The sequence below is a fragment of the Gallintestinimicrobium propionicum genome (assembly GCF_025567525.1).
In the GTDB taxonomy this organism is placed as follows: domain Bacteria; phylum Bacillota; class Clostridia; order Lachnospirales; family Lachnospiraceae; genus Gallintestinimicrobium; species Gallintestinimicrobium propionicum.
This window is the reverse complement of sequence record NZ_JAOQJY010000012.1, coordinates 73,207-96,400: the sequence shown is the minus strand read 5'-3', so window position 1 is coordinate 96,400 and position 23,194 is coordinate 73,207. Positions and strand designations below refer to the sequence as shown.

The 23,194-nt window shown below is 50.1% G+C and carries 14 protein-coding genes and 5 pseudogenes; all 19 read left to right on the top strand.

Annotated elements, in window-relative coordinates:
* Positions 1–2: 2 nt before the first annotated feature.
* The 19 genes and pseudogenes from OCV62_RS10325 to OCV62_RS10235 all read left to right on the top strand — a co-directional run bounded on the left by OCV62_RS10325 (position 3) and on the right by OCV62_RS10235 (position 23,191).
* Positions 3–2,027 (top strand): LPD1 domain-containing protein, encoded by a 2,025-nt coding sequence (locus OCV62_RS10325; RefSeq protein ID WP_055218729.1) that lies wholly within the window; start codon positions 3–5, stop codon positions 2,025–2,027.
* Positions 2,028–2,043: 16 nt separating this feature from the next.
* Complete coding sequence (locus tag OCV62_RS10320; protein WP_055218731.1) at positions 2,044–2,874, top strand: hypothetical protein; 831 nt, start codon at positions 2,044–2,046, stop codon at positions 2,872–2,874.
* Entirely contained in the window at positions 2,871–3,974 is a 1,104-nt protein-coding gene (locus OCV62_RS10315) for a DUF3846 domain-containing protein (protein WP_055218733.1), read from the top strand. The genes OCV62_RS10320 and OCV62_RS10315 overlap by 4 nt, the downstream gene beginning before the upstream one ends.
* A gap of 6 nt (positions 3,975–3,980) precedes the next feature.
* On the top strand, positions 3,981–4,781 hold the full coding sequence (locus OCV62_RS10310; RefSeq protein WP_055218735.1) for a hypothetical protein: 801 nt from the start codon (positions 3,981–3,983) through the stop codon (positions 4,779–4,781).
* 51 nt (positions 4,782–4,832) lie between these two features.
* Positions 4,833–5,303, top strand: coding sequence for a PcfB family protein (locus tag OCV62_RS10305; protein ID WP_055218737.1), 471 nt, complete (start codon positions 4,833–4,835; stop codon positions 5,301–5,303).
* The gene (locus OCV62_RS10300) at positions 5,300–7,144 is read left to right on the top strand and encodes a VirD4-like conjugal transfer protein, CD1115 family (RefSeq protein ID WP_055218739.1); all 1,845 of its coding nucleotides are present in this window, start codon (positions 5,300–5,302) and stop codon (positions 7,142–7,144) included. Before OCV62_RS10305 ends, OCV62_RS10300 begins: the two co-directional genes overlap by 4 nt.
* A 239-nt stretch (positions 7,145–7,383) precedes the next feature.
* Entirely contained in the window at positions 7,384–7,515 is a 132-nt protein-coding gene (locus tag OCV62_RS10295) for a Maff2 family mobile element protein (RefSeq protein ID WP_082424488.1), read from the top strand.
* Between the two features lie 718 nt (positions 7,516–8,233).
* Positions 8,234–10,108, top strand: a pseudogene (gene ltrA, locus OCV62_RS10290) (group II intron reverse transcriptase/maturase).
* A 153-nt stretch (positions 10,109–10,261) separates the two neighbouring features.
* A pseudogene (locus OCV62_RS10285) lies at positions 10,262–10,360 on the top strand (Maff2 family mobile element protein); the annotation flags it as partial.
* A gap of 6 nt (positions 10,361–10,366) precedes the next feature.
* Positions 10,367–11,032 carry a VirB6/TrbL-like conjugal transfer protein, CD1112 family gene (locus OCV62_RS10280; RefSeq protein WP_055218741.1) on the top strand — a complete coding sequence of 222 codons (666 nt, stop codon included), beginning with the start codon at positions 10,367–10,369 and terminating at the stop codon, positions 11,030–11,032.
* Between the two features lie 575 nt (positions 11,033–11,607).
* On the top strand, positions 11,608–13,440 hold the full coding sequence (locus tag OCV62_RS10275) for a reverse transcriptase/maturase family protein (protein ID WP_055218743.1): 1,833 nt from the start codon (positions 11,608–11,610) through the stop codon (positions 13,438–13,440).
* 102 nt (positions 13,441–13,542) lie between these two features.
* Positions 13,543–13,818: pseudogene (locus tag OCV62_RS10270) on the top strand (VirB6/TrbL-like conjugal transfer protein, CD1112 family); the annotation flags it as partial.
* 44 nt (positions 13,819–13,862) lie between these two features.
* Positions 13,863–14,306, top strand: a complete 444-nt coding sequence (locus OCV62_RS10265) for a SpoVG family protein (RefSeq protein ID WP_006861292.1) — start codon at positions 13,863–13,865, stop codon at positions 14,304–14,306.
* Positions 14,306–14,863 carry an MT-A70 family methyltransferase gene (locus OCV62_RS10260; RefSeq protein ID WP_006861293.1) on the top strand — a complete coding sequence of 186 codons (558 nt, stop codon included), beginning with the start codon at positions 14,306–14,308 and terminating at the stop codon, positions 14,861–14,863. The genes OCV62_RS10265 and OCV62_RS10260 overlap by 1 nt, the downstream gene beginning before the upstream one ends.
* A gap of 28 nt (positions 14,864–14,891) precedes the next feature.
* Complete coding sequence (locus OCV62_RS10255; protein WP_006861294.1) at positions 14,892–15,326, top strand: PrgI family protein; 435 nt, start codon at positions 14,892–14,894, stop codon at positions 15,324–15,326.
* Positions 15,226–17,463 (top strand): annotated as a pseudogene (locus OCV62_RS10250) (VirB4-like conjugal transfer ATPase, CD1110 family); the annotation flags it as partial. The gene OCV62_RS10255 and the pseudogene OCV62_RS10250, both read left to right, overlap by 101 nt.
* Before the next feature lie 753 nt (positions 17,464–18,216).
* Complete coding sequence (gene ltrA, locus OCV62_RS10245; RefSeq protein WP_416810594.1) at positions 18,217–20,094, top strand: group II intron reverse transcriptase/maturase; 1,878 nt, start codon at positions 18,217–18,219, stop codon at positions 20,092–20,094.
* A gap of 161 nt (positions 20,095–20,255) precedes the next feature.
* A pseudogene (locus OCV62_RS10240) lies at positions 20,256–20,483 on the top strand (conjugal transfer protein TraE); the annotation flags it as partial.
* 35 nt (positions 20,484–20,518) lie between these two features.
* Entirely contained in the window at positions 20,519–23,191 is a 2,673-nt protein-coding gene (locus tag OCV62_RS10235) for a CD1108 family mobile element protein (protein ID WP_158370655.1), read from the top strand.
* The last annotated feature ends 3 nt before the right edge of the window (positions 23,192–23,194 follow it).

The window sequence follows — 23,194 nt, the reverse complement described above, 5'->3', positions numbered from 1 at the left end:
GATTGGCGGATAACATACAGCATGAAGATTTCGGGGAAAAGATCAGCGGCGCGAAAAAAGACTTATGGAAGGACCGGGGGCTCTATGTGAACGACCTGGACGCCATGAATGAGCGCGAAGCCGAGAAATTTGTAAAAAAGGATAATATCTGGAAGAAACCGGATTATCAGGCCATGCTTGATGATGGGATTCCCCTTGGCGTGGTGTATTTCATCAAAAAGGCGAGGGACGGATTAAATGCCTCCCCGCAGTATTACCGCAGGGATGATACGCCGGAGAAACGCCTTGCAAGGCAGAAAGAATATATCCAGACGGTACGGGAGCTGCAGGGCGCGGTTTCGGAAGTCCGCACCGTGGAGGACGCCATGCAGGTCTATGACCGTTTCTTTGTGGAAAACGGGTATCTGGAACAGGTGCAGGGCTGGGGCAGCGGCACCCATTACCAGGTGACGGAGAAGGGCCGTGAGAACCCGGCCATTACAAACAAGCTGTCCAATACCCTGATGGTCCGCTCGGCAGGATATTTTGAGCGGAACTTCACACAGAAAGCACAGAAGGAACAGTTTGGCGTTTCCAAAGACCAGAAGGTGCCGAAGGGCTATGCGATCCATTTCAACGACGGGAAGAATACTTATTCCAAAAATAATGACTGGAAACCTGATACCTGGTATGTGACGAAGGGCTATTCCATCTTACAGACAAATTTTGAAACGCGGGAGGCTGCCCTGAAATGGGTGCAGGAGCTGGCAAAAGGCCGCAGCAAAAGCGGAAAGACGCGGTTTGTGCCTCCACAGCTTATCGCTGTGCGGCGAACCGGGCCGGATTACAGGAACGGCGCAGAGATTACCGGGCAGCACTACCTTGATACCTTCGGATTCCGCGGCGGTGAGTTTGGGAACTGGATGAACCAGAATGACCGGCAGGCTTCCCTCAACATGGGGTTTGAAGCACTCAAAGATTTGGCGGCAGCCCTGCAGGTCAGCGACAAAGATATTGCCTATCAGGGGACGCTTGCTATCGCTTTCGGCGCCAGGGGCAGCGGCAATGCGGCAGCCCACTATGAACCGCTTCGCAAGGTTATCAATCTCACGAAGATGCACGGGGCCGGCTCTTTGGCACATGAATGGTGGCACGGGTTGGACGATTACCTGGGTACGAAAATGGGCGTAAAGGGGATGCTCTCAGAACAGCCCCGCCTCTATGCGCCATTTCAGAAGTTAATTGAAGCCATGAAATATAAACCGGAGACACCGGAGCAGGCGGCGAAACGCACCGAAGCACAGACAGAGCGCACCCGGAAAAACGCGGCAAGCTGGCTGGATTCTGCGGTGCTCGGTTCCTTGAAACGGCATGGCAATGAGGAACAGCTGGAAACTTACGCGGTTCTCAGGGAGGCGTTTCTGTCCGGCGAGGCCGGCTCCGTGGAACAGATCAGTGCCTTTAAGAAGTCTGTCACCGGGCGGGTGATCCCCAAAAGTGAGCGGGAAAGGCTGGAAATATTCGAGCACATGCTGTCCGGGATGCAGGCACAGGAGGCCCCGCAGATTGGACGTGTGGAGACCGATTTTTACCGAAATTCCGTGCGCATGGGAAAGGAATGTGAAAAGGACGGCGGCTATTGGGACAGCAACGTGGAAATGACCGCCAGGGCCTTTGCCTGTTACATCAAGGATAAGCTGCCCTATCAATCGGATTATCTGGTGGGCCATGCGGATTGTGCCGTTACCTTTGTTTCCGATAAAGACGGAAAAATGGAGGTTTTGAAAGCCTATCCTGAAGGTGAGGAACGGCGGGCTATCAACGCGGTATTTGACGAGATCGTGGCAGACCTGAAACGGGAGCAGATACTTACCCATTCGGATGTGACGCTGCCCCTTCCGGCGCAGCCATTAGCAGAGAATGAGCAGATTTCCATATTTACGGCAGAGCGGCCTTCGGTCATGGCGCAGCTTGCAGCGGCGAAGCCGGCAGAAAAAACTACCCCGGCACAGGCGGTCCCGAAAAAGAGCCGTGTGCCGGAGATTTAAGGAGGTGTGAAAGATTTTGGAAGAAAATAAAGATTACCGTGCTTACCGGTACGGCGATCATTTGGAACCAGGTGCAGAGCTGAAAATCGAGCACAGTGTTTCTTGTGAAGATGTGGATATTTCCTCCCTGATTACAATGGGCGCCGAAAATCTGGAGGCCATGCGCCAGGGAAGTATCGACGGTGAACAGAAAGCCTATGAGATTGTGGTCGCGGCGGCAAAGCAATGGGAAAAGCAGGCAGCCGCCACGCAGATGATCAACCGGGCGCTTTCTTACCTGCGAACCCCGGAGGTGGAGCATACCGCAAATGAATGGCGCAAAACCGACAACTGGCGGAATGACGAAGAAATCAGCAACCGTGTCTACCGCATGAGTTGTGGTATTTGGGAAGATACCAAATATGACCGGGAAACCAAACAGAGCGTACCGGTTGCCTGGTATGTGACCTGGGATGTCTATGTGAACTCCCCAAAGCAGGGTTATGGCGAAAAGATTGCCGGGCAGAATCAGAAACGCTACACGGACAAGGCCGCCGCTGAAAAGTATCTGGAAGGCCGGAAAAAAGCCTACTCCCATTTATTCACGGAAATTTCCCCGCAGATACCAAAACAGTATGAGCACCATTTTACCGTGTATGGAGCACTCCTGCCGGGGTACACGGTGGAGGGTCAGGAACCGGCAAAACCAGACCGCACCGCCACCGAAGTTTCGGAGGGCGGTATTTCTATACCTGAAAAGCCGGAGAAACCTTCCGTGCTGGGAAAGCTGTCTGCGGCCAAAACGCAGGAGAAAACACCTGCTGCTCCCGGTGCGGCAAATAAAAAGAAGGAGGATATGCAGCTATGAAGGTGTTAATGGTAGAGCCGGGCAAATCGCCCTATGAGACTGAAATTGAGGGCGGGCTGGAATCCTTGCAGACTGCCGTTGGCGGAGATATTCAGGCAACTTATCCCTTTGATGATCTGGTTGGACTGATCTGCAATGATGAAGGCAAGCTCATAGGTCTGCCCTTAAACCGGGCACTTTATGATGATGAGGGCCATTTGTACGATATTGTTCCCGGCAATTTTTTGATCGTCGGTTTGGGCGAAGAAGATTTTACAGACCTTCCCGCTGACCTGATGGAGAAATACACGGAGCGATTCAAATACCCGGAGAAGTTCTTCCGTCTGGCGGGTGAGATCGTTGCGGTGAAGCAGCCCCTCCCACCGGAAGAAAAGCAGCAGCCGGCTTCTGTCATGGAGGAACCGGGCAGGGATGACATAAGACTTGACGATACCACGGATTTGGCCTTTGACTTGGATGAATTTTTCAGGCAGAACAGCGGGGCCTATGCAGACCTGTACCCGGATTCCCATGCAGAGAAAGAGCGCATGGCGGACGAGCTGCTTTCAGGAGATACCGGAAAAATCCGAATGAGGCTGGCGGCATTTGAGCGCGAGGAACACATGGAGGGAGAAACAGCGCCGCTTTTAGCGCGTATTTCTTCCTATGAGAAAGAGTACGGGATCAGCGCTTATTCCATTTACCAGCTTGGCTTATCGGACAATACAGACAATCTCCGTTTTATGTCTCTTGACTGGCTGGAAAGCAAAGGGCTTTCCGTGGACCGGGATCATTACCAGATGGTCTATGCAATGCAGCGGGAACCGGGCGAAACACTGGAGGATATTTACAGGCGTTTTAATATCGACCACCCGGAAGATTTCAGGGGCCACTCCCTTTCCGTTTCCGATGTGGTGGTCCTGCATGAGAATGGTGCAGACGCCGCATATTACGTGGACAGCATCGGCTTCAAGGAGCTGCCGGGCTTCTTCGGCGCAGGCGCGCCGGAAGCGAAACGGGATGTTTCGGTGCGGGAGCAGCTTGACAATGCAAGAAAACAGGCGGCACAGACAGAGCCGAAAATATCGGATAAAAGGCCCAGAGAGCCGGAAAGGAGCTGATAGCTTATGCTGATGGCAGTAGAAGGCCCCTATGCCCTGATGGTGCAGCCGGACGATATTTTAATTTCTCCCCGTGAGGTAGACGAGCATTTTGGAACGATGGTCTGCTTCCACTCCCGCTACGCACTGGGTGACAGTCACAATTACATGGATAAAGATGATTTCCTGCGGGAGATGTATTTAGATACCGTGGGGCATGATGAAGCGGGTCTGAAACGCTATGAACATATGGTGAACATTGTGAGCAGCCGGTTCCGGCACGGGCCAAAGACGGAGGAACGGGCGGTTGATGACGCCATGCTGAAGGTGATCTCCGAAAAATACATTACGCTGCCCCTTTATCTCATGGATCACAGCGGCCTTGCCATGCAGACCACAAGTTTCAATGATCCCTGGGACAGCGGGCAAGTCGGTTGGATTTATGTTTCCAAAGAGAATGTCCTAAAAGAGTTCGGCGGCGAAAAAATGACCGGCACCATTCGGAAAAAGGCGGAGGATCTGATGCGCAGCGAAGTGGCCGCTTATGATTCCTACCTGCGGGGCGAGTGTTACGGCTTTGAGCTTTACAAAAACGGCGAGCTTACGGATAGCTGCTGGGGCTTCATGGGTGACTTGGCCGATGTCTGTAAAGATATGGCTGAATATCTCCCGGAGGGCTGTAAGAATATGGTGGACCACCTGGAGGAACAGGATCACCCGGCGACCATCATCAAGACGCTTTTGAAACATGCGAAAATCCAGGTGAACCAGGCGGCAAAAGCCTTTGAACATACCCCGCGCCAGCAGGTGATCGGGGACGCTCGTTAAACAGTTATTTCCTATTTGTTATTACAGATTCTATCAGGAAGGAGGATGCACATGCAGGAAGAATTGGAACAGCGGACCGTTTCGGTCTCCATCCAGGCGGCAAAGCTGTCCGGGCGGGTGCTGCGTTCTGCGATTGCCGCTGTGCTCAGGAAAATGGAGCAGGAACGCACTACCCCGAAAGTCGGCAGGAACAGCATGAAACGGCTGACCTATAAAGACCCTGGAGCCAATACCATTGAAGTGTCCGGCAGAATCCGCTCTTTTGAGCGGTACGCCAGGAAACACCAGGTCCGCTACCATATTGAAAAAGAGCTGGGGACCGATCCCCCGAAATGGACGGTCTATTTCAAAGCAAACCAGGCGGACGCACTGACAGCGGCTTTTAAGGAATTTACGAGGAAGGATCTTACCCGCAGCACCAGGCCGTCGCTTCTTTCCCAGCTTCATAAATTTAAGGAGCTGGCGCAGGTGCTTGGCCGTGACCGGGTAAAGAACAAGGAACACGGAGGGCCGGAACGATGAAGATAGATACCGATGCCCTGAAAAAGCAGGTGATCCTCCATCTGCCCTATCTTCTGTTCCTTCTGGTCTTTGCGAAGCTGGGCGAGGCGGTTCGCCTTGCCCCCGGAGCGGATGCCTCACAGAAATTATTAGGGCTTTCCGAAGGTTTCTCACTGGCTTTTCAGAGTATGTGGCCGGGTGCGGCGCTGGACTGGCTGGTGGGATTATGCGGTGCGGTGATTGTGCGGCTGGCTGTCTATCTCAAAGGAAAGGATGCCAAAAAGTACCGCAAAAATGTGGAATACGGATCGGCCCGTTGGGGCAACAAAACAGACATTGCCCCTTTTATGGACCCGAAACCGGAAAACAACATTATCCTGACGCAGACCGAGGGGCTTATGATGTCCGGCAGGCCGAAGAATCCGGCCCATGCCCGCAATAAAAATGTGCTGGTAGTCGGTGGTTCCGGCTCTGGAAAGACGAGATTTTTTATCAAGCCCAATCTTATGCAGATGCACAGCTCCTATGTCGTCACCGATCCGAAAGGTACGGTCTTGATTGAGGTGGGAAAGCTGTTAAGCCGCGGCACACCGAAACTGGATAAGGACGGCAACCCGGTCCGGGGAAAGAATGGAAAAATCGTGTATGAGCCTTATAAGATCAAGGTATTCAATACGATCAATTTTTCAAAAAGTATGCACTATAACCCTTTTGCCTACATTCACAATGAGAAGGATATTCTGAAACTGGTGACAGTGCTGATCGCAAACACCAAAGGGGAAGGAAAATCCGGCGACGATTTCTGGGTCAAGGCCGAAACTTTGCTTTACACGGCATTGATCGGCTATATTTATTATGAGGCCCCAACAAACGAGCAGAATTTTTCCACTCTGGTAGAAATGATAAACGCTATGGAGGTCCGGGAGGATGACGAAAGTTTCAAAAATGCCGTTGACCTTCTCTTTGACGCACTGGAACAGAAAGACCCGGACCACTTCGCCTTACGCCAGTATAAAAAATACAAACTTGCGGCGGGCAAGACAGCAAAATCTATCCTTATTTCCTGCGGTGCCAGACTTGCCCCCTTCGACATTAAGGAAGTCCGGGAGATCACTATGTATGACGAGTTGGAGCTTGACTTGGTTGGAGATAGGAAAACGGCGCTGTTTTTTATTATCAGCGATACGGACGCGACCTTCAATTTCCTTGTCAGCATGGCCTATACGCAGTTGTTCAATCTGCTGTGCGAGCGTGCCGATGACAAGTACGGCGGCAGGCTGCCGGTACATGTGCGGTGCCTGATCGACGAGGCCGCCAATATCGGGCAGATTCCAAACCTGGAAAAACTGATGGCAACGATCCGTTCCAGGGAGATTTCGGCCTGTCTGGTCCTGCAGGCGCAGAGCCAGTTGAAGGCGCTTTATAAGGACAACATGGACACCATCATCGGCAACTGTGACGCTTCCCTTTTCCTGGGAGGCAAGGAAGAAACCACGCTGAAAAGCTGGAACTCCCTGCTCGGAAAGGAAACCATTGATATGTATAACACCAGCGTCACCAAAGGCAACCAGGAATCCCACGGCCAGAACTTCCAGAAGTTGGGGAAGGATCTAATGTCGGTGGACGAGCTGGCCGTGATGGACGGAGGAAAATGTCTGCTGCAGATCAGAGGCGTGCGCCCTTTCCTCTCCCGGAAGTACGATATTACCAGACATCCAAATTACCGGCTGCTTTCCGATTTCAATGAGAAGAACGCTTTTGACATTGAGAAATTTTTATCTACAAAACTGCCGATGCGTCCCGGCGAGCTGTACCGCAATTATGAGGTCACAGCGGAGGATTTGGAGGCTCCGGCTATATGATGATGTAGCTGCCTGTTAAGGTTTCTGGCTTTGACGGGCTTTTTCTTTTCACCGGAAGGAGGTTTTATTGAGGATTCGTGCACCTCCCTGACAACTGAATATTTTTTCAGGTATATCCTGAACTCTGCCGCCCCTGTGCTTTTTGTAAATGTTCTTGAAGCACAGGGGCGTTTTTTCGTTTCCGGCCTGATATGGCCACAACACAAAAACAATATTTCTTAAATTAAAGGAGGAACTTTATGGCTTTTTTTGCAAGTGCGATTGATACCCTGAAAATCCTGGTTATTGCTCTGGGTGCCGGCCTCGGCGCATGGGGCGTTATCAACCTTCTGGAAGGTTATGGCAATGACAACCGTGCGACACGTTTCTAACTGAAAAGGTTAGGCACTAAGTCGAAGGGCTTTATAGCTTGAAATCTTAGGAGAACTGACAATCCGATGGGTGGAATGAAAGGGAAACGCCTGGAAACGCCCACACTGATACTCCGATTGGCTTTGAAGTGTGCAACTGCTTCATGGTCAAAAGCTCGGTGAAGTCGGCAGAGAGTGGCCGTAAGCGGAACAATCCGCACGAAACCTGCCCAGAGGTGGGCGGCGTCACCTATATGCCGGGTGTCAGATACTCATGGTGAGAATGTGCGACCGACCGCACTGACTACTTCCGAATGTACGGGTCTAAACGTTGTGAGTGTGTCGAAAGGCATACGGCCATTGATATGGCGTGTCCGTGGATTAGTAAGACTGGTTGTTATGAAACTCCACGTGCCGTTACAGGCGGCAAGGTTCTTTTAGAACTGGGCACAGGCTTAGAGGAAGCACCTAAAAGTATCAAATGATAGGATTGTCGGAACGTGGAAAGCTGGGAACGTATAAAACAAGCCGTTGCAGGCCGTTGGGCGGGAAAGCCGGGTAAAACTGGTATAACCGCACTTAATCCCAGTGAGAGTAGGGGCATGGTACCGATGAAGCAGAAATAATAAGTCTGTGGAGGGACGGCCCCAAGTCGGAAATGAATTAAGAATACTGAAAACACAACAAACACAGCTTCGAGTATGACAAAGAAAATCCAAACCGAAAGGAGCGGGTGCCTGTGTTGACTTCGGAGCAGCAAACACACAAACCGAAACAAAGTAAAATCCGCTATACGGAGTATTACGACCTGCAAAACACTTTTGACCGTCTGTATGCCGACAGTTTGAAAGGCAAGACCTTTCAGAACCTTGTTGGCCTAATGGCAAGTGAGGAAAACATCAAGCTGGCATATCGGACAATCAAAGGAAACAAAGGAAGTGGTACTCCTGGCGTGGATAAGAGGACGATTAAACATCTGGCTTCTATGGAGGAGGAGAAGTTCGTCCGACTTATCCAAAAACAATTCAGTTGGTATAATCCCCGCCCGGTAAGGCGGGTAGAAATCCCAAAACCTAACGGAAAAACAAGACCGCTGGGTATTCCCACAATCGTTGACCGTATCGTACAGCAATGTATTCTGCAAGTGCTGGAACCGATATGCGAAGCAAAGTTTCACGAGCGTTCCAACGGTTTTCGTCCAAACCGCTCCACGGAACACGCTATCGCACAGTGCTGTCGGCTCATGCAGATACAGCATTTACACTATGCGGTTGACCTGGATATACACGGTTTCTTTGACAACGTACATCATGGAAAGCTGATAAGGCAGATGTGGGAACTGGGTATCCGGGATAAAAAGCTGCTGTGCATTATCAAGCAGATGTTGAGAGCGCCTATCGTTCTTCCCGATGGCAAGAGAATTTACCCGACAAAGGGAACGCCGCAGGGCGGCATACTATCACCGCTCTTGTCAAATATCGTGCTGAATGAACTGGACTGGTGGGTATCTTCCCAATGGGAAAATATGCCCACCCATTACGAATACAAGACCCGGCAGAACGCACGTGGTACGGACATCAAAAGCCATACCTACCGGGCTTTGCGCCGGAGTAATCTCAAGGAAATGTATCTCGTAAGATATGCCGATGACTTCAAAATCTTCTGCCGCAGTTACAAAGATGCAGTGAAAGCGTTTGAGGCAACAAAGCGGTGGCTGAAAGACCGTTTAGGACTGGACATCAGCCCGGAAAAGTCAAAGGTAATCAACATGGAACAGCGGTACTCGGAATTTCTGGGATTCAAGATGAAAGTCTACCGTAAAGGGAAAAAGTACGTGGTCTGCTCACATATGAGCGATAAAGCGATTGCGCACGCAAAGGAGAAAATCTCAGCTGCGATTAAAGCGATACAGACCCCGGCTGACAGCCAAAGTCAATAGATCGCAATACAGCAGTACAACTCGGTAGTTGCCGGACTTCATAATTACTATCGTCTGGCGACCCGTGTAGGCGAGGACTTTCCTAACCTAGTGCAAGGGCTGAAAAAGCAAATGTCAAACAGACTGCGGGGCTTGACCCGAAAGGGAAAACTGGAACGCGGCTTCATAAAGGAGCGGTACGGAAAAAGTAAACAGCTAAGGTTTTTGAACGGACACCCGCTTATTCCGATGGGATATGTTCAGACACGGGACGCCCAGCACAAGAAGAAAACCATCAACCGGTACACACCGGAAGGACGGGCAGAAATCCATAAAAATCTCGGTGTAAACACCGATACGATGATATGGCTCATGCGAACTCCTGTACTGGACAAAAGTATTGAATTTGCAGACAACAGAATTTCGTTGTTTGCGGCTCAGTATGGGCGGTGTGCCATTACAGGCACAGAACTTATGCCCTATGACCTACGCTGTCACCACAAAGTTCCGCTGGAAAATGGCGGGACAGATAAGTACAGCAACCTTGTTCTCGTAACCGAAGCTGTTCACCTGCTTATCCATGCCACCTTAGAAGAAACGATACAGAAGTACCTAAAACAACTCCAACTGAACAAAAAGCAACTGGAAAAACTCAATAAACTGCGGAAACTGGCGGGAACGCCAGCTATCGCTTAAGCATTCTTTAATGCTGTAACGAAGTGTGTAAGTTGTGTTCAAAACCGTTGAAATTCATTTCCGATGGAGCGCCGTGTGCGGTGAAAGCCGCACGCACGGTGCGGAGCGGGGGAAAATCCGGCGATAACTTCAAAGGATTACCTATCGCTATCTGGTGCCAAATCCCAGGGCATGAAACAGCTTATGGCTGGCGGCGGCATTGCGCTGGTGGGTGCCACACTGATCCCGCTGCTCTCCGGCCTGTTCGGTTAATAGCCGATGGGCAGTCTGTTTGAACGGATAACAGACTGGATTAAAGAGGGCTTAATTGAAGCGATCACAGGACAATACACCGGTATCTTTGAGTCCGTCAACAGCCAGGTCTCGGATGTGGCCTCACAGGTAGGACAGACGCCGCAGGGCTGGAATGGCGGCGTGTTCAGCATGATCCAGAATCTTTCTGAAACCGTCGTCATTCCCATTGCGGGAATTATCCTGACTTTTGTCCTTGTCTATGAACTGATCCAGATGATCCTGGAAAAGAACAACATGCACGATTTTGATACGTTCAACATCTTCAAGTGGATTTTCAAAACCTTTGTTGCCACATACCTGCTCACCAACTGCTTTACTATCGTCATGGCGGTGTTTGACGTCGCCCAGAATGTGGTGAGCCAGAGCGCCGGCGTGATAAACGGGAACATGGACGTCACCGCTGCGCTGGCCGACCTGGAAACGCAGCTTGAAGCAATGGGGATGTGGGAGCTGATCGGCCTGTGGCTGGAGACCAACATTATCAACCTGTGCATGTGGGTGTTGTCCATCGTGATCTTTGTCATTGTGTATGGCCGTATGATTGAAATATATCGCGCGTCCAGAAACGCCGCTTTTCATCCAAAGGCGGTGTGCGGGCATTTTGGGACCCCGGCTTTAGCAAGCCGGTAAAGAAAAGTATCAAAGACGTGAAAAGCGTCACTTTAGCGTCATCCGATTTACTCCGGAGGGAAACCACAAGGGGGACAATAGCGTATCGGAAAAATCGCAAGTTGGGGAAACCATCTACCCACGACTGAGCGGCAAGACGCAACATTGTGAATGAGGAGCAAGGCTAAACTGCTTTAAGGGCAGTCCGAGGCGGGATACTCGACCCGGCGGCGCAGGATGGTTGTATTCGCCGTATGTCATAGCGGAATGTGACAGGTAAACACAGACCGCACGATACTTATGACAGCCAGCCGCAGTAAGCGGAAAAGGACGAAAACCCACTACCGACATCACAATACGCTTTTCCCAAAGTGTCTAACTGGAGATTGCCTAAACCGGAATGCCGGAACTATCCGGCTATGCGTAATGCCGCAAGGCGATAAATTTCAAGGGGTAAAAACCCAAGAAAGATGACGCTGAATATCCGGCATGGCAACGGAGCCTCCGTAGTAGTCTGAGGGCGGGAAAGCCGTCTACATGGCGAAGGGAGGCAGGATGTCAACCAATTCATAAAAAGGAAAGGTGCGTGAGGCATTATGAGAAGTCCTGAAAATGTGTTGGAAAGCCTAAAATCCAAGGCGTGTAACAAGAGTTACAAGTACGAGCGGTTATACCGCAACCTGTACAATCCACAATTCTATCTGCTGGCATATCAGCGGATACAGGCGAAACCAGGCAACATGACAGCCGGAACAGACGGCAAAACCATTGACGGAATGGGAATGGCAAGGATAAACGCCCTCATTGAAAAGATGCGGGATTTTAGTTATCAGCCTAACCCGGCAAGGAGAACGTATATCCCGAAATCCAATGGGAAAATGCGTCCTCTGGGGATACCGTCATTCGACGATAAACTGATACAGGAGGTGGTGCGGCTCATCTTAGAGAGTATTTATGAGCCAACCTTTAGCGACTATTCCCACGGTTTCCGTATAAACAGAAGCTGTCATACGGCACTCAAATATGTGCAGAAATATTTTACGGGGACAAAGTGGTTCGTTGAGGGAGATATAAAGGGCTGTTTTGACAACGTAGACCATCATGTGTTGATTGCTATTTTGCGAAAGCGGATTGCAGACGAACATTTCATCGGTCTGCTCTGGAAGTTCTTGAAAGCCGGATATATGGAGGATTGGAATTATCACAATACTTATTCCGGCACTCCACAAGGCTCCATCATCAGCCCTATCCTTGCAAACATCTACATGAACGAACTGGACAGTTATATGGCAGAGTATGCAGAGAAATTCAACTGCGGAAACCGCCGTAAAATCAATCCTGCGTTCAAGAAGAAATTGGATGTCTGCCGAGGGAAAGAACAAAGGCTTAAAAGAAATATCTCTAAAATGAGCATGGAAGAAAAAGAGGGCTTAATTGCAGAAATCCGGGAACTGCGGCGTAGTCTGAAATCTATACCGTATAGCGACCAGATGGACGATAGCTATAAACGGCTTTGCTATATCCGATACGCCGATGATTTCTTAATCGGAGTTATCGGCAGCAAAGAGGACGCAGAACAGATTAAACAAGATGTAGGCTGCTTTATCCGGGACAAACTCCATCTGGAAATGTCCGAGGAAAAGACATTGATTACTCATGGACACGACGCTGCGAAGTTCTTGGGATATGAGGTCACAATCGCCAAAGGCGAACACAACAAAAAGACCAAAACCGGGGATACCAGACGGGTAAACAATGGAAAAGTCTTACTTTATGTTCCCCATGATAAGTGGGTAAAACGACTGTTCTCCTACGATGCCCTCAAGATTAAATACGACAAACAAAATGGAAACAAAGAGGTTTGGGAACCTGTCCGGCGCACTCGCCTGTTGCACTTGGACGATTTGGAAATCCTAAACCAATACAACGCAGAAATCCGTGGATTGTATAACTATTACCGACTTGCAAACAACGTGTCTGTACTCAATAACTTCTACTATGTAATGAGATACAGTATGCTCAAAACCTTTGCTGGAAAATATCGGACACGAATCAGCAGAATTATCCGCAAGTACCGTCAAGGAAAAGATTTTGTTGTGGAATATCCGAAGAAAAACGGCAAGGTCGGAAAGGTATTGTTTTACAATAATGGGTTCCGCCGGGACACTAAAGTAGAAAGCGGAAATCCTGATATAGTAGCAAGAATTTTTGAGAATTATGGGCGTAATAGCCTTATAAAAAGACTGCAAGCAAACAGGTGTGAGTGGTGTGGCGTAGAGAATGTGCCGCTTGAAATACACCATATACGAAAACTCAAAGATTTAAGTGGCAGAAAACAATGGGAAATCGCCATGATTGGGCGTAAGCGCAAGACAATGGCACTCTGCATTGACTGTCACGATAAGTTACACGCAGGAAAGTTAGACTGACATCTGGAGAGCCGGATACATCGAGAGGTGTAAGTCCGGTTCGGAGGGGAGTTCTCGGAAACCTGCCATAGCAATATGGCAAGGCGCCGGGTTCTTACCCTACTTACAGTCAGCCTGGCACCCATACCCTTTTCCACAATGGCAAACCGTGAATGGGGGCAGATGGGGACAAATTACCTGCGCTCCCTGTTTGCTTTAGGTTTCCAGGGGTTTTTGATCCTGGTCTGCGTTGCAATTTATGCGGTGCTGGTCCAGTCAATCCCTTCTTCCGGCGACATTCACGGCGCAATCTGGGGCACGGCAGGCTATACGGTCCTGCTGGCCTTTGCCCTGTTTAAGACAGGCTCGCTATCCAAAAGTATTTTTAACTCGCATTAGCGTGTAACCAACCTATATTTTAACAAGAAGGAGGACTTTTCTATATGAGTAAGACAAACAACGAACCCATGCAGCCGGAGGCACAGACGGGTGAAAGCTTGAAGCTGGATGTAACTGTGCGCCCGATTGCCCCGATGGGGAACCTGCTGGCTTACGCCAATGTGACGATTGGGGACTGTTTCAAGATTGACGGCTTCCGCATCTGCTCCGGTGAAAACGGCCTGTATGTCAACATGCCTTCCACCCAGGATAAGCAGGGAAAATGGAGGGATGTCTGCTGGCCGGTGACGGCGGATTTCCGCAGGCAGCTTAACGACGCCCTGATCGAAGGGTACGGCCAGGCGATTGAAAATTTGCAGGCCACCCTTGAAGCGACAAAGGGAGCGGCGGAGAAACCTTCCTTGACCGGTGCCCTGAAGGATAATGCCGGCAAGGTCAAGACGCAGCCGGCAAAATCTGCTCCCGCCAAGAATGAGCAGGCCCGATAATGCCGGAGGCTGGAAAATATGGCATCGTGTACGCAGACCCGCCCTGGCGTTACGATATGAAACGCGGCAATGGGGTGGCGGAAAACCATTACCCCACCATGAGCATAGAAGAAATATGCGCACTGCCGGTTACAGACCTTGCGGCCAGAGACAGTGCGCTTTTTCTATGGGCCACCTTCCCACAGCTCAATGAAGCCTTCCGGGTGATCGAAGCATGGGGATTCAAATATAAGACGCTGGCCTTCCTCTGGCTGAAACAGAACCGGAAAGCGGATTCCTGGTTTTATGGGATGGGATTCTGGACCCGCTCTAATGCGGAGGTATGCTTACTGGCGACCAGGGGGCACCCGAAACGCCAGTGCGCGGGAATCCATCAGTTTGTGATCTCCCATATCGAGCAGCACAGCAAAAAGCCGGACGAGGTACGGGATAAGATTGTGAAGCTCATGGGCGACCAGCCCAGGGTAGAGCTTTTTGCAAGACAGCAGACCCCCGGCTGGGATGTGTGGGGCAATGAAGTGGAATCCACGGTCACGATGCAGGAACGAAATCAGTAAGATACAGCATGAATGGAGGTGAATTTACATGCCCTATGTACCCGTACCCAAAGACTTAACAAAAGTCAAGACCAAGCTGGCGTTTAACCTGACGAAGCGCCAGCTCATTTGTTTCAGCCTGGCCGCACTGGTGGGGCTGCCGGTATATTTCCTTACCCGCGGCGCTATCGGCAACTCGGCGGCAGTGCTGTTGATGATCGGGCTTATGATGCCCTTTTTCTTTTTCGCCATGTATGAGCGGGACGGACAGCCGGCGGAGAAACTTCTGAAAAACAGGCTCCGCCATAAGCTCTGGCCGAAGAAACGGCCATACCGGACGGAAAACCTGTATAAATCCATGTCAAAGAAGGAGGTTACGAGGATTGCCAAAAACCAAACAGCAGGAGGCCCAGGAAAAACGTCTGCAAAGAAACATCAGGCAGGCAAAAAAGACCAGGGCCGACGCAAAGACAAGCGGAAATAAGACTGTCCGCACCAGGCCGCCTAAAAAGGGCGGCTTTTTTGCCGGGCTGAAAACGGACGCCCCGCAGACGGTCCAGCAGAGTATTCCCTATAAGGAAATGTACCGGGATGGAATCTGCCGGCTGACGGATAAGCTCTACACCAAGACGGTGCAGTTTTTTGATATTAACTACCAGCTTGCACAGGCGGATGACAAAGCGCAGATTTTTGAGGGCTACTGTGATTTCCTCAATTATTTTGACGCTTCGATCCATGTGCAGCTTACTTTCATCAACCAGCGGGCCAATATGCAGGATTTTGCCCGCAGTATCGACATTCCCATCCGCGGCGACGAATATGACGGAATCCGCAGAGAGTATGGGGATATGTTAAAGAGCCAGCTCCAAAAAGGCAACAACGGCCTTACAAAGCGGAAATATATCACCTTTGGGATTGAGGCTGACGACCTCCGCACTGCGAAGATGCGCCTGGAGCGGATCGAGGCTGATGTGCTGGCAAATTTCAAAGCCCTGGGAGCACAGGCAAAGCCGTTAGACGGGCTGGATCGCCTGGAGCTCCTTCACAGCCAGCTACACCCGGACGGGCAGGAAAAATTTCATTTTACCTGGGTGGACCTGCCGAAAACCGGGCTCTCCACAAAGGATTATATTGCGCCCTCCGGCCTGTCGTTCTCGAATGACGGAAAGACCTTCCGGGTGGCCGACCATTCCGGGGCGGTGTCTTTTTTGCAGATTTTAGCGCCGGAACTGACGGACCGTCTGCTGGCGGAGCTTTTGGACCTGGACGACGCCGTGACGGTGAACCTGCATATCCAGTCCATTGACCAGACCCAGGCGATCAAGAACATCAAGCGCAAGATGTCCGATTTGCAGAAAATGACCATTGAGGAACAGAAGAAAGCGGTCCGTGCCGGGTATGACATGGACATCATACCTACCGACCTTGCCACCTACGGCGAAGAAGCAAAGAATCTCTTACAGGATTTGCAGAGCCGGAATGAGCGCATGTTTCTTGTGACGGTGCTGGTGGAGAATATCGCTTCCAAACGGCAAAAGCTGTTTAATGATATTCTGTCTGCCTCCGGTATTGCGCAGAAATATAACTGTGCCCTGAAACGTCTGGACTACCAGCAGGAACAGGGGCTTATGTCCTCTCTTGCCTTAGGGTTGAACCAGATTGAAATTGAGCGTGGGCTTACGACCAGCAGCACCGCCATTTTCGTGCCGTTTACGACCTGCGAGCTGTTCCAGGAGGGCGAGGCTCTTTATTATGGTCTGAACGCATTAAGTAATAACCTGATCATGGCGAACCGCAAGAACTTAAAGAATCCAAACGGCCTGTTCCTGGGAACGCCCGGCAGCGGCAAGTCCTTCTCTGCCAAGCGTGAGATCGTCAACGTGTTCCTTTTGACGGAGGATGACATCATTATTGCAGACCCGGAAAATGAGTACGGGCCTCTGGTACAGCAGTTTGGAGCCCAGGGGCAGGTCATTGACATTTCCCCGACTTCCACCAACTATATCAATCCGATGGACATTAACCTGGACTATTCGGATGATGAAAACCCCATCACACTGAAAAGTGATTTTATCCTGTCGCTGTGTGACCTGATTATCGGCGGCAAGGAGGGGCTTTCCCCAATTGAGAGGACCATCATTGACCGCTGCACGAGGCTTGTGTACCGGGATTACCTGCAGGACCCCCGTCCGGAGAATATGCCGATCCTGGGTGACCTGTATGGGCTGCTTTTGAAGCAGTCTGAACCGGAGGCGCAGAATATCGCTACGGCGCTGGAAATCTACGTCAATGGCTCCCTGAATGTGTTCAATCACCGTTCCAACATTGACATGAACAACCATCGGGTACTCTGCTTCCAGCTCAAATCTCTGGGCAAGGCCCTGAAAGAGATCGGGCTTCTCATTATGCAGGATGCCGTGTGGAACCGTGTCACCGCCAACCGCTCCAAACATAAGACGACCTGGTTCTATATCGACGAATTCCATCTCCTTTTGAAAGGCCAGACCGGAAGTTTCAGCGTGGAAATCTGGAAAAGATTCCGTAAATGGGGCGGCATACCGAGCGGCCTGACACAGAATGTAAAGGATCTGCTGGCCTCCCGTGAGATCGAGAATATTTTTGGTGCGACACGTTGACGCACAAACATCGCTCTATGAGGGTAAAACTTCATGGACTTATGGCCATGCGATGCTAAAATCGTCGGACTTACCTTCTTACGAGGTAAGTAACAACTGATAATTCGAAAGGTAGAATGATGGGGTAACGCCTTGAAATGCCTTCTCTGATACTTCGACCGGCTCCGACTGTAATGGTTGGGGTCTGGAGCTCGATAAAGTCGGCGGAAGTCTGCCGAAACAGTGTAGAAATACAGCTGTCGAAAGTGCGGTAGAGGTACTGTATGCAGATGACACGTCGGGAGTCTATAAAATATCTATGGTGAGAATGTCCACGACGGACTGACGAAAACCGCGAATGTACGGGTCTAGATGTTTACCATATAGAAATGTATGGACACTTAATTGTGGGTCAGTGCGGTGTAGTAAGAATCGAAAATATGAAACTCCGTATTGTGTTACAGGCACAATCAAGCTGACAGGACTATAGCGGACACCTAAGGATATATGCACAGATAGAATTATCGGAACGTGGAAAGGTACAGAGTTGCTCATAAGCAATCTGCGGACGAATCATATAAGCCGCCTAATCTGTGCTGAAAAGCGAAGCTCGAACCTACGACAGCCCTACGAAAAAGGCGGGCTCGAGGAATGGGCTTTAGTCGGTTAGAAACAATTGTTGTCATTCAATCTTATAAGGATTACGAGTATGACAAAAAGGGACACTTTCCCAAGAAAGGAGAGTGATGCCTTATGACCATGAAAAAGAAAAAGCAACTGCTCTGTGAGGATAATCTGCGTCACAATGAGTATTACGGAATGCAGAATACGATTGATAATCTATACCAGGCAAGTTTGAACGGAGAAGTTTTTACAGATTTAATGTCTGTCATTCTTCAACGGGAAAACATTCTTCTAGCGTACAGAAATATCAAGAAAAATACGGGAAGTAAAACAAGTGGCACAGACAATCTCACAATCGAGGACATTGGAAGATGTTCCCCCGATGAGGTTGTTGAAAAAGTTAGATTTATTATTAATGGAAGTGAACATGGGTATCGCCCAAAACCTGTAAGGCGTAAGGAGATACCAAAACCATACGACCCAAGTAAAATGAGACCCTTAGGGATTCCGTGTATATGGGATAGACTTGTTCAACAATGTATCAAACAGGTATTGGAACCTGTTTGTGAGGCTAAGTTCAGCAAAAACAGCTATGGATTCAGACCGAACCATTCGGTTGAGAACGCTATAGCAAGAAGTTATCAGCTACTTCAACATGCCAATCTTCACTATGTCATTGAATTCGATATAAAAGGGTTCTTTGATAACGTGAATCATGCCAAGCTGATACGACAGATATGGGCTATGGGTATTCATGACAAGCAACTGATATTTGTCATAAGACGAATTCTCAAAGCACCAATCAAACTGGAAGGTGGGACTTTTATCACACCCGACAAAGGAACCCCACAGGGAGGTATTATATCGCCACTTCTGGCTAATATCGTGCTTAACGAATTAGACCACTGGGTAGAAAGTCAATGGCAATGGTGTCCGATTTGCAAACGGAATGCTAGACCTGAAAACGGCTTTCGACAGGCTAAGAAATCTAACCTGAAGGAAATGTTCATTGTTCGCTATGCAGATGATTTTCGAATCTTTTGTAGGACAAAGGACTCCGCTGAACGCACCAAATGTGCAGTCACTCTGTGGCTGAAAGAAAGGCTCAAACTGGAAATTTCTGAAAAGAAAACGAGGATTGTCAATGTAAGAAATCATTACTCTGATTTTCTCGGATTCAAAATGAAAGTTCACAGAAAAGGCAACAAACTCGTGGTTATATCTCATATCGCAGATAAAAATCTCGAGCACAAAAGGGAGAAGCTTAAAGAACAGGCAAAGAGAATCGTTCACCCTCGCAAAATATATGGCGAACAGGGGGAAATCAGACTCTATAACAGTATGGTTACTGGCATGCAGAATTATTACTGTATCGCCACACATGTTAATCATGATTGTGCTTCCCTAAACCGCACAGTCATGACCTTGCTGACAAACAGGCTTAGCACTCGCACAGGCAACCGTCTTGTGAAAACAGGGCGAGAGCTTACGGAGTTTGAAAAAGCCCGTTTTGGTAAATCCAAAATGATGCGATATGTCGCTGGTACGAATGAGCCCGTGTATCCAATAGGATACACACAGCACAAAAACCCGCTTTTCCGTAAGAAGAGCTGGAATTATTACACTCCCGAAGGACGAGAAGGTATTCACAACTGTCTGAGAATCAACATCCCTATGATGTTGGCTCTCATGCGTCAACCAGCCTATTCCAATAGTGCGGAATACGCAGACAATCGAATATCTCTCTTCTCAGCCCAATGGGGAAAATGTGCTATAACAGGTGTTGAATTCTCCTCTGTTGGGGAAATTCATTGCCATCATAAGTTACCCCGACATTTAGGCGGTACGGATGCCTATGAGAATCTTATTCTCATAAAGAATTCCGTACATAAACTCATTCATGCTTCAAAAGCGGAAACTATTTACAAATATATGGATTTACTACAGCTAGATATCAAACAGCTTATAAAGGTTAACCACCTTCGTGAGTTGGCTTCCATGCAACCTATTTAATCTTATTTCAACTACTACAGTTTTTATTCTATTCAAAGGTTGATTGTTTAGACAATGAAAAATACTAACCGATGGAACGCCGTGTGCGGTGAAAGTCGCATGCACGGTGTGGAGTGGGGGAAAAGCCCGAGATGATATCAGAGGCTTACCTATCACTATAGAACTCGGATTTTATCTACATGCTGAACCAGGCCCAGGGAGACCGGCAGATTTTGGCGAAGCAGTTGGGGATTTCCCCGCACCAGCTTTCCTATGTGACCCATTCCGGCCCCGGCGAGGGGCTTCTGTTTTTCGGGAATGTGATTATCCCCTTTGTCGATCATTTTCCGAAAGACACCCTGTTATACAGCGTACTCACAACACGGCCTGATGAAGTGGCAGGTGCATAAATTCCCGAAAATAAAAATGACTGGAGGTGATAACAGTGCCGCGGGAAAAAGAATTTCAGAGGAAAAAGAAAGATACCCGGATGCCGGTCCGTGATTCCCATGCGGAGGAATGTATGGACACCCGGCAGAGCGAACAGGATTTTAACCTGCTGCGGGTCAGGGACGCCCCTTCTTCTTCGGGAACGGCCCGGAGCCGGAGGTATGAAACCGCAGCACAGCAGGCAGCGGATGATACACAGCCTTTCAAAGCGGATGTACCGCAGCAGGCGGATATTTCCATACCGGAACATTTGGAAAGCAGGGATATGGACCATGAGCCGGCACGGGCACCTGAAACACGGAACCCTCTGGAACCGGGAACTTCTGCACCGGAACCGCGCCGGAGGGATTTCAGATATGTGGATTCCCGGCGTGCGGATTCTGACAGTGGCAATTCTGGTACAGAACGCCACACACAGGGAGAACCCGGTCAGGCAGAACGCCGTTCCCGGATGCACCAGCATGGCAACAAATACCAGCAGCGTTTCCAGGAGGCGGCCAAAGCCGAGAAACCAAAGGAGAAACCGCCGGAGGCAGCCGAAGGAGAACCGAAACGGCCTTCCAAGCTGGAATTTGCCGCTGACGAGCTTCCACCGGAAACAGCGGATAAAAAACTCACCCAGGCCAGACGGAAAGCGGAACGGACAGCGGAAAAGCTGGAACAGGCGGAAAACCGCCTGCCTGCCCGCCGTAAGCTGCGGATGGAAACATCTTCTGATCCTGATACGGGTAAGGCCAAAAAACACTTGAAATTTGAAAAGGAGGTGAAATCCCAGCGGGCCCATGTAAAGGGTCCTGTTCCGATGCGCCCGGTAAAGGCCGGCGCAAATATGGCGGTTGGTTACTCCCATAAAAAAATCTATCAGGCGGAGGATGAAAATGTCGGCATTAAAGCGGCCCACCGTACCGAGCTTGCGGGCGAAGGGGGGTTACGCTATGCCTACCATAAACATAAGACCGCGCCATACCGCAGGGTGGCAAAGTTACAGCAGAAATCAGCCAGAGCCAATGCCCGGCTTGCCTACCGGCAGACATTACAGGATAACCCGGAACTGAAGAAAAACCTTCTTGCCCGGATGTGGCAGAAACAAAAAATAAAACGCCAGTATGCCAAGGCAGCCAGGGAGGCACAAAAAGCCGGAAAGCGGGCAAAGGACACCGCCGTTGCCACGGAAAAGATTGCTGCAAGTGTGGTTCACGCTGTCAAGCGCCACCCGGTTCTATGCGGAATCGTGATCCTGCTCCTTTTGGTATTTTTCCTGATCGCTTCCTTGTTTTCTTCCTTTTCCAATATTGGAACCGGAGGGCTGGGGAGCCTTGCCGCCTCTACTTATCTGGCGGACGACGCGGACATCAACAATGCGGAGCTTATATATACCGAGTGGGAAACGGACCTGCAGATGCAGATCAACCGTGTGGAATCGGACCGGCCCGGTTATGACGAGTACCGCTATAATATCGGCCCTATTGAGCATGACCCTTATGTTTTAATGGGGTATCTCACCTCTGCGTATCAGGATTTCACCTATGCACAGATCGAGAGCGTCCTCCGGGAGCTTTTTAACGGGCAGTATTCCCTATCCTTCACGGAGGAAACGGAAATCCGCTACCGGACAGAAACAAGCATTGACCCGGAGACCGGCGAGGAAACCGAAGAAGAAGTGCCTTATGAGTGGCACATCTTAAATGTAACGCTTACTTCCATGCCGCTTGAAAACCTGGTGGTTTCACGCATGGACGCAGACCAGAAAGAAATCTGCGAGATTTTATTGCAGACCAAAGGAAACCGGCAGTATGTGAAAAATGTGTTTGGCACCAACTGGCTGCCCTATGTCACCAGCTACTACGGCTACCGGGTACACCCGATCAGCGGGGAAAAGAACTACCATACCGGCGTTGACATCGGGATGCCCCAGGGCACGGAAATTTTGGCCGGGCATGACGGCACGGTCACGCTGGCAGGAAATGCGGGCGGCTATGGTCTGTGCGTCGCCATTGAAGGCGAGGCTTACGAGGGGCACTCTCTTACCACCAAATACGGCCACTGTTCACAAATCTTAGTATCTGCCGGACAGGAGGTAAAGGCCGGGGATGTGATCGCAAAGGTCGGCAGCACCGGAAACTCCACCGGGCCGCACCTGCACCTGGAGGTATTGGTTGACGGACAGTATAGGAACCCGTTGTATTTTGCCGATACCGGCGATACCAGCGAGCGGCATCTGCCGGCAGCAGGCGCAGGCGGCGGGGGGAATTATTTCAATTATGATGTACCGCCGGAGGCCCTTGCGGATGAAAAATTTGCGGCTATGCTTGCGGAGGCTGAAAAGTATTTAGGCTATCCGTATGTGTGGGGAGGCGCAAGCCCTTCCACTTCCTTTGACTGTTCCGGGTATGTTTCCTGGGTAGTTAATCACTGTGGAGTGGGCTGGAATTTCGGACGCCTGACCGCAGACGGGCTTTTAGGCGTGTGTACGCCAGTATCAAGCGCCGATGCAAGGCCCGGCGACCTGATCTTCTTCCAGGGGACCTACAATACCAGCGGCGCAAGCCATGTGGGAATCTATGTGGGTAACGGGATGATGATCCATTGTGGGGACCCGATCTCCTACGCAAACATCAACACAAGCTACTGGCAGCAGCACTTTTATACATTTGGGCGTCTGCCCTGACAG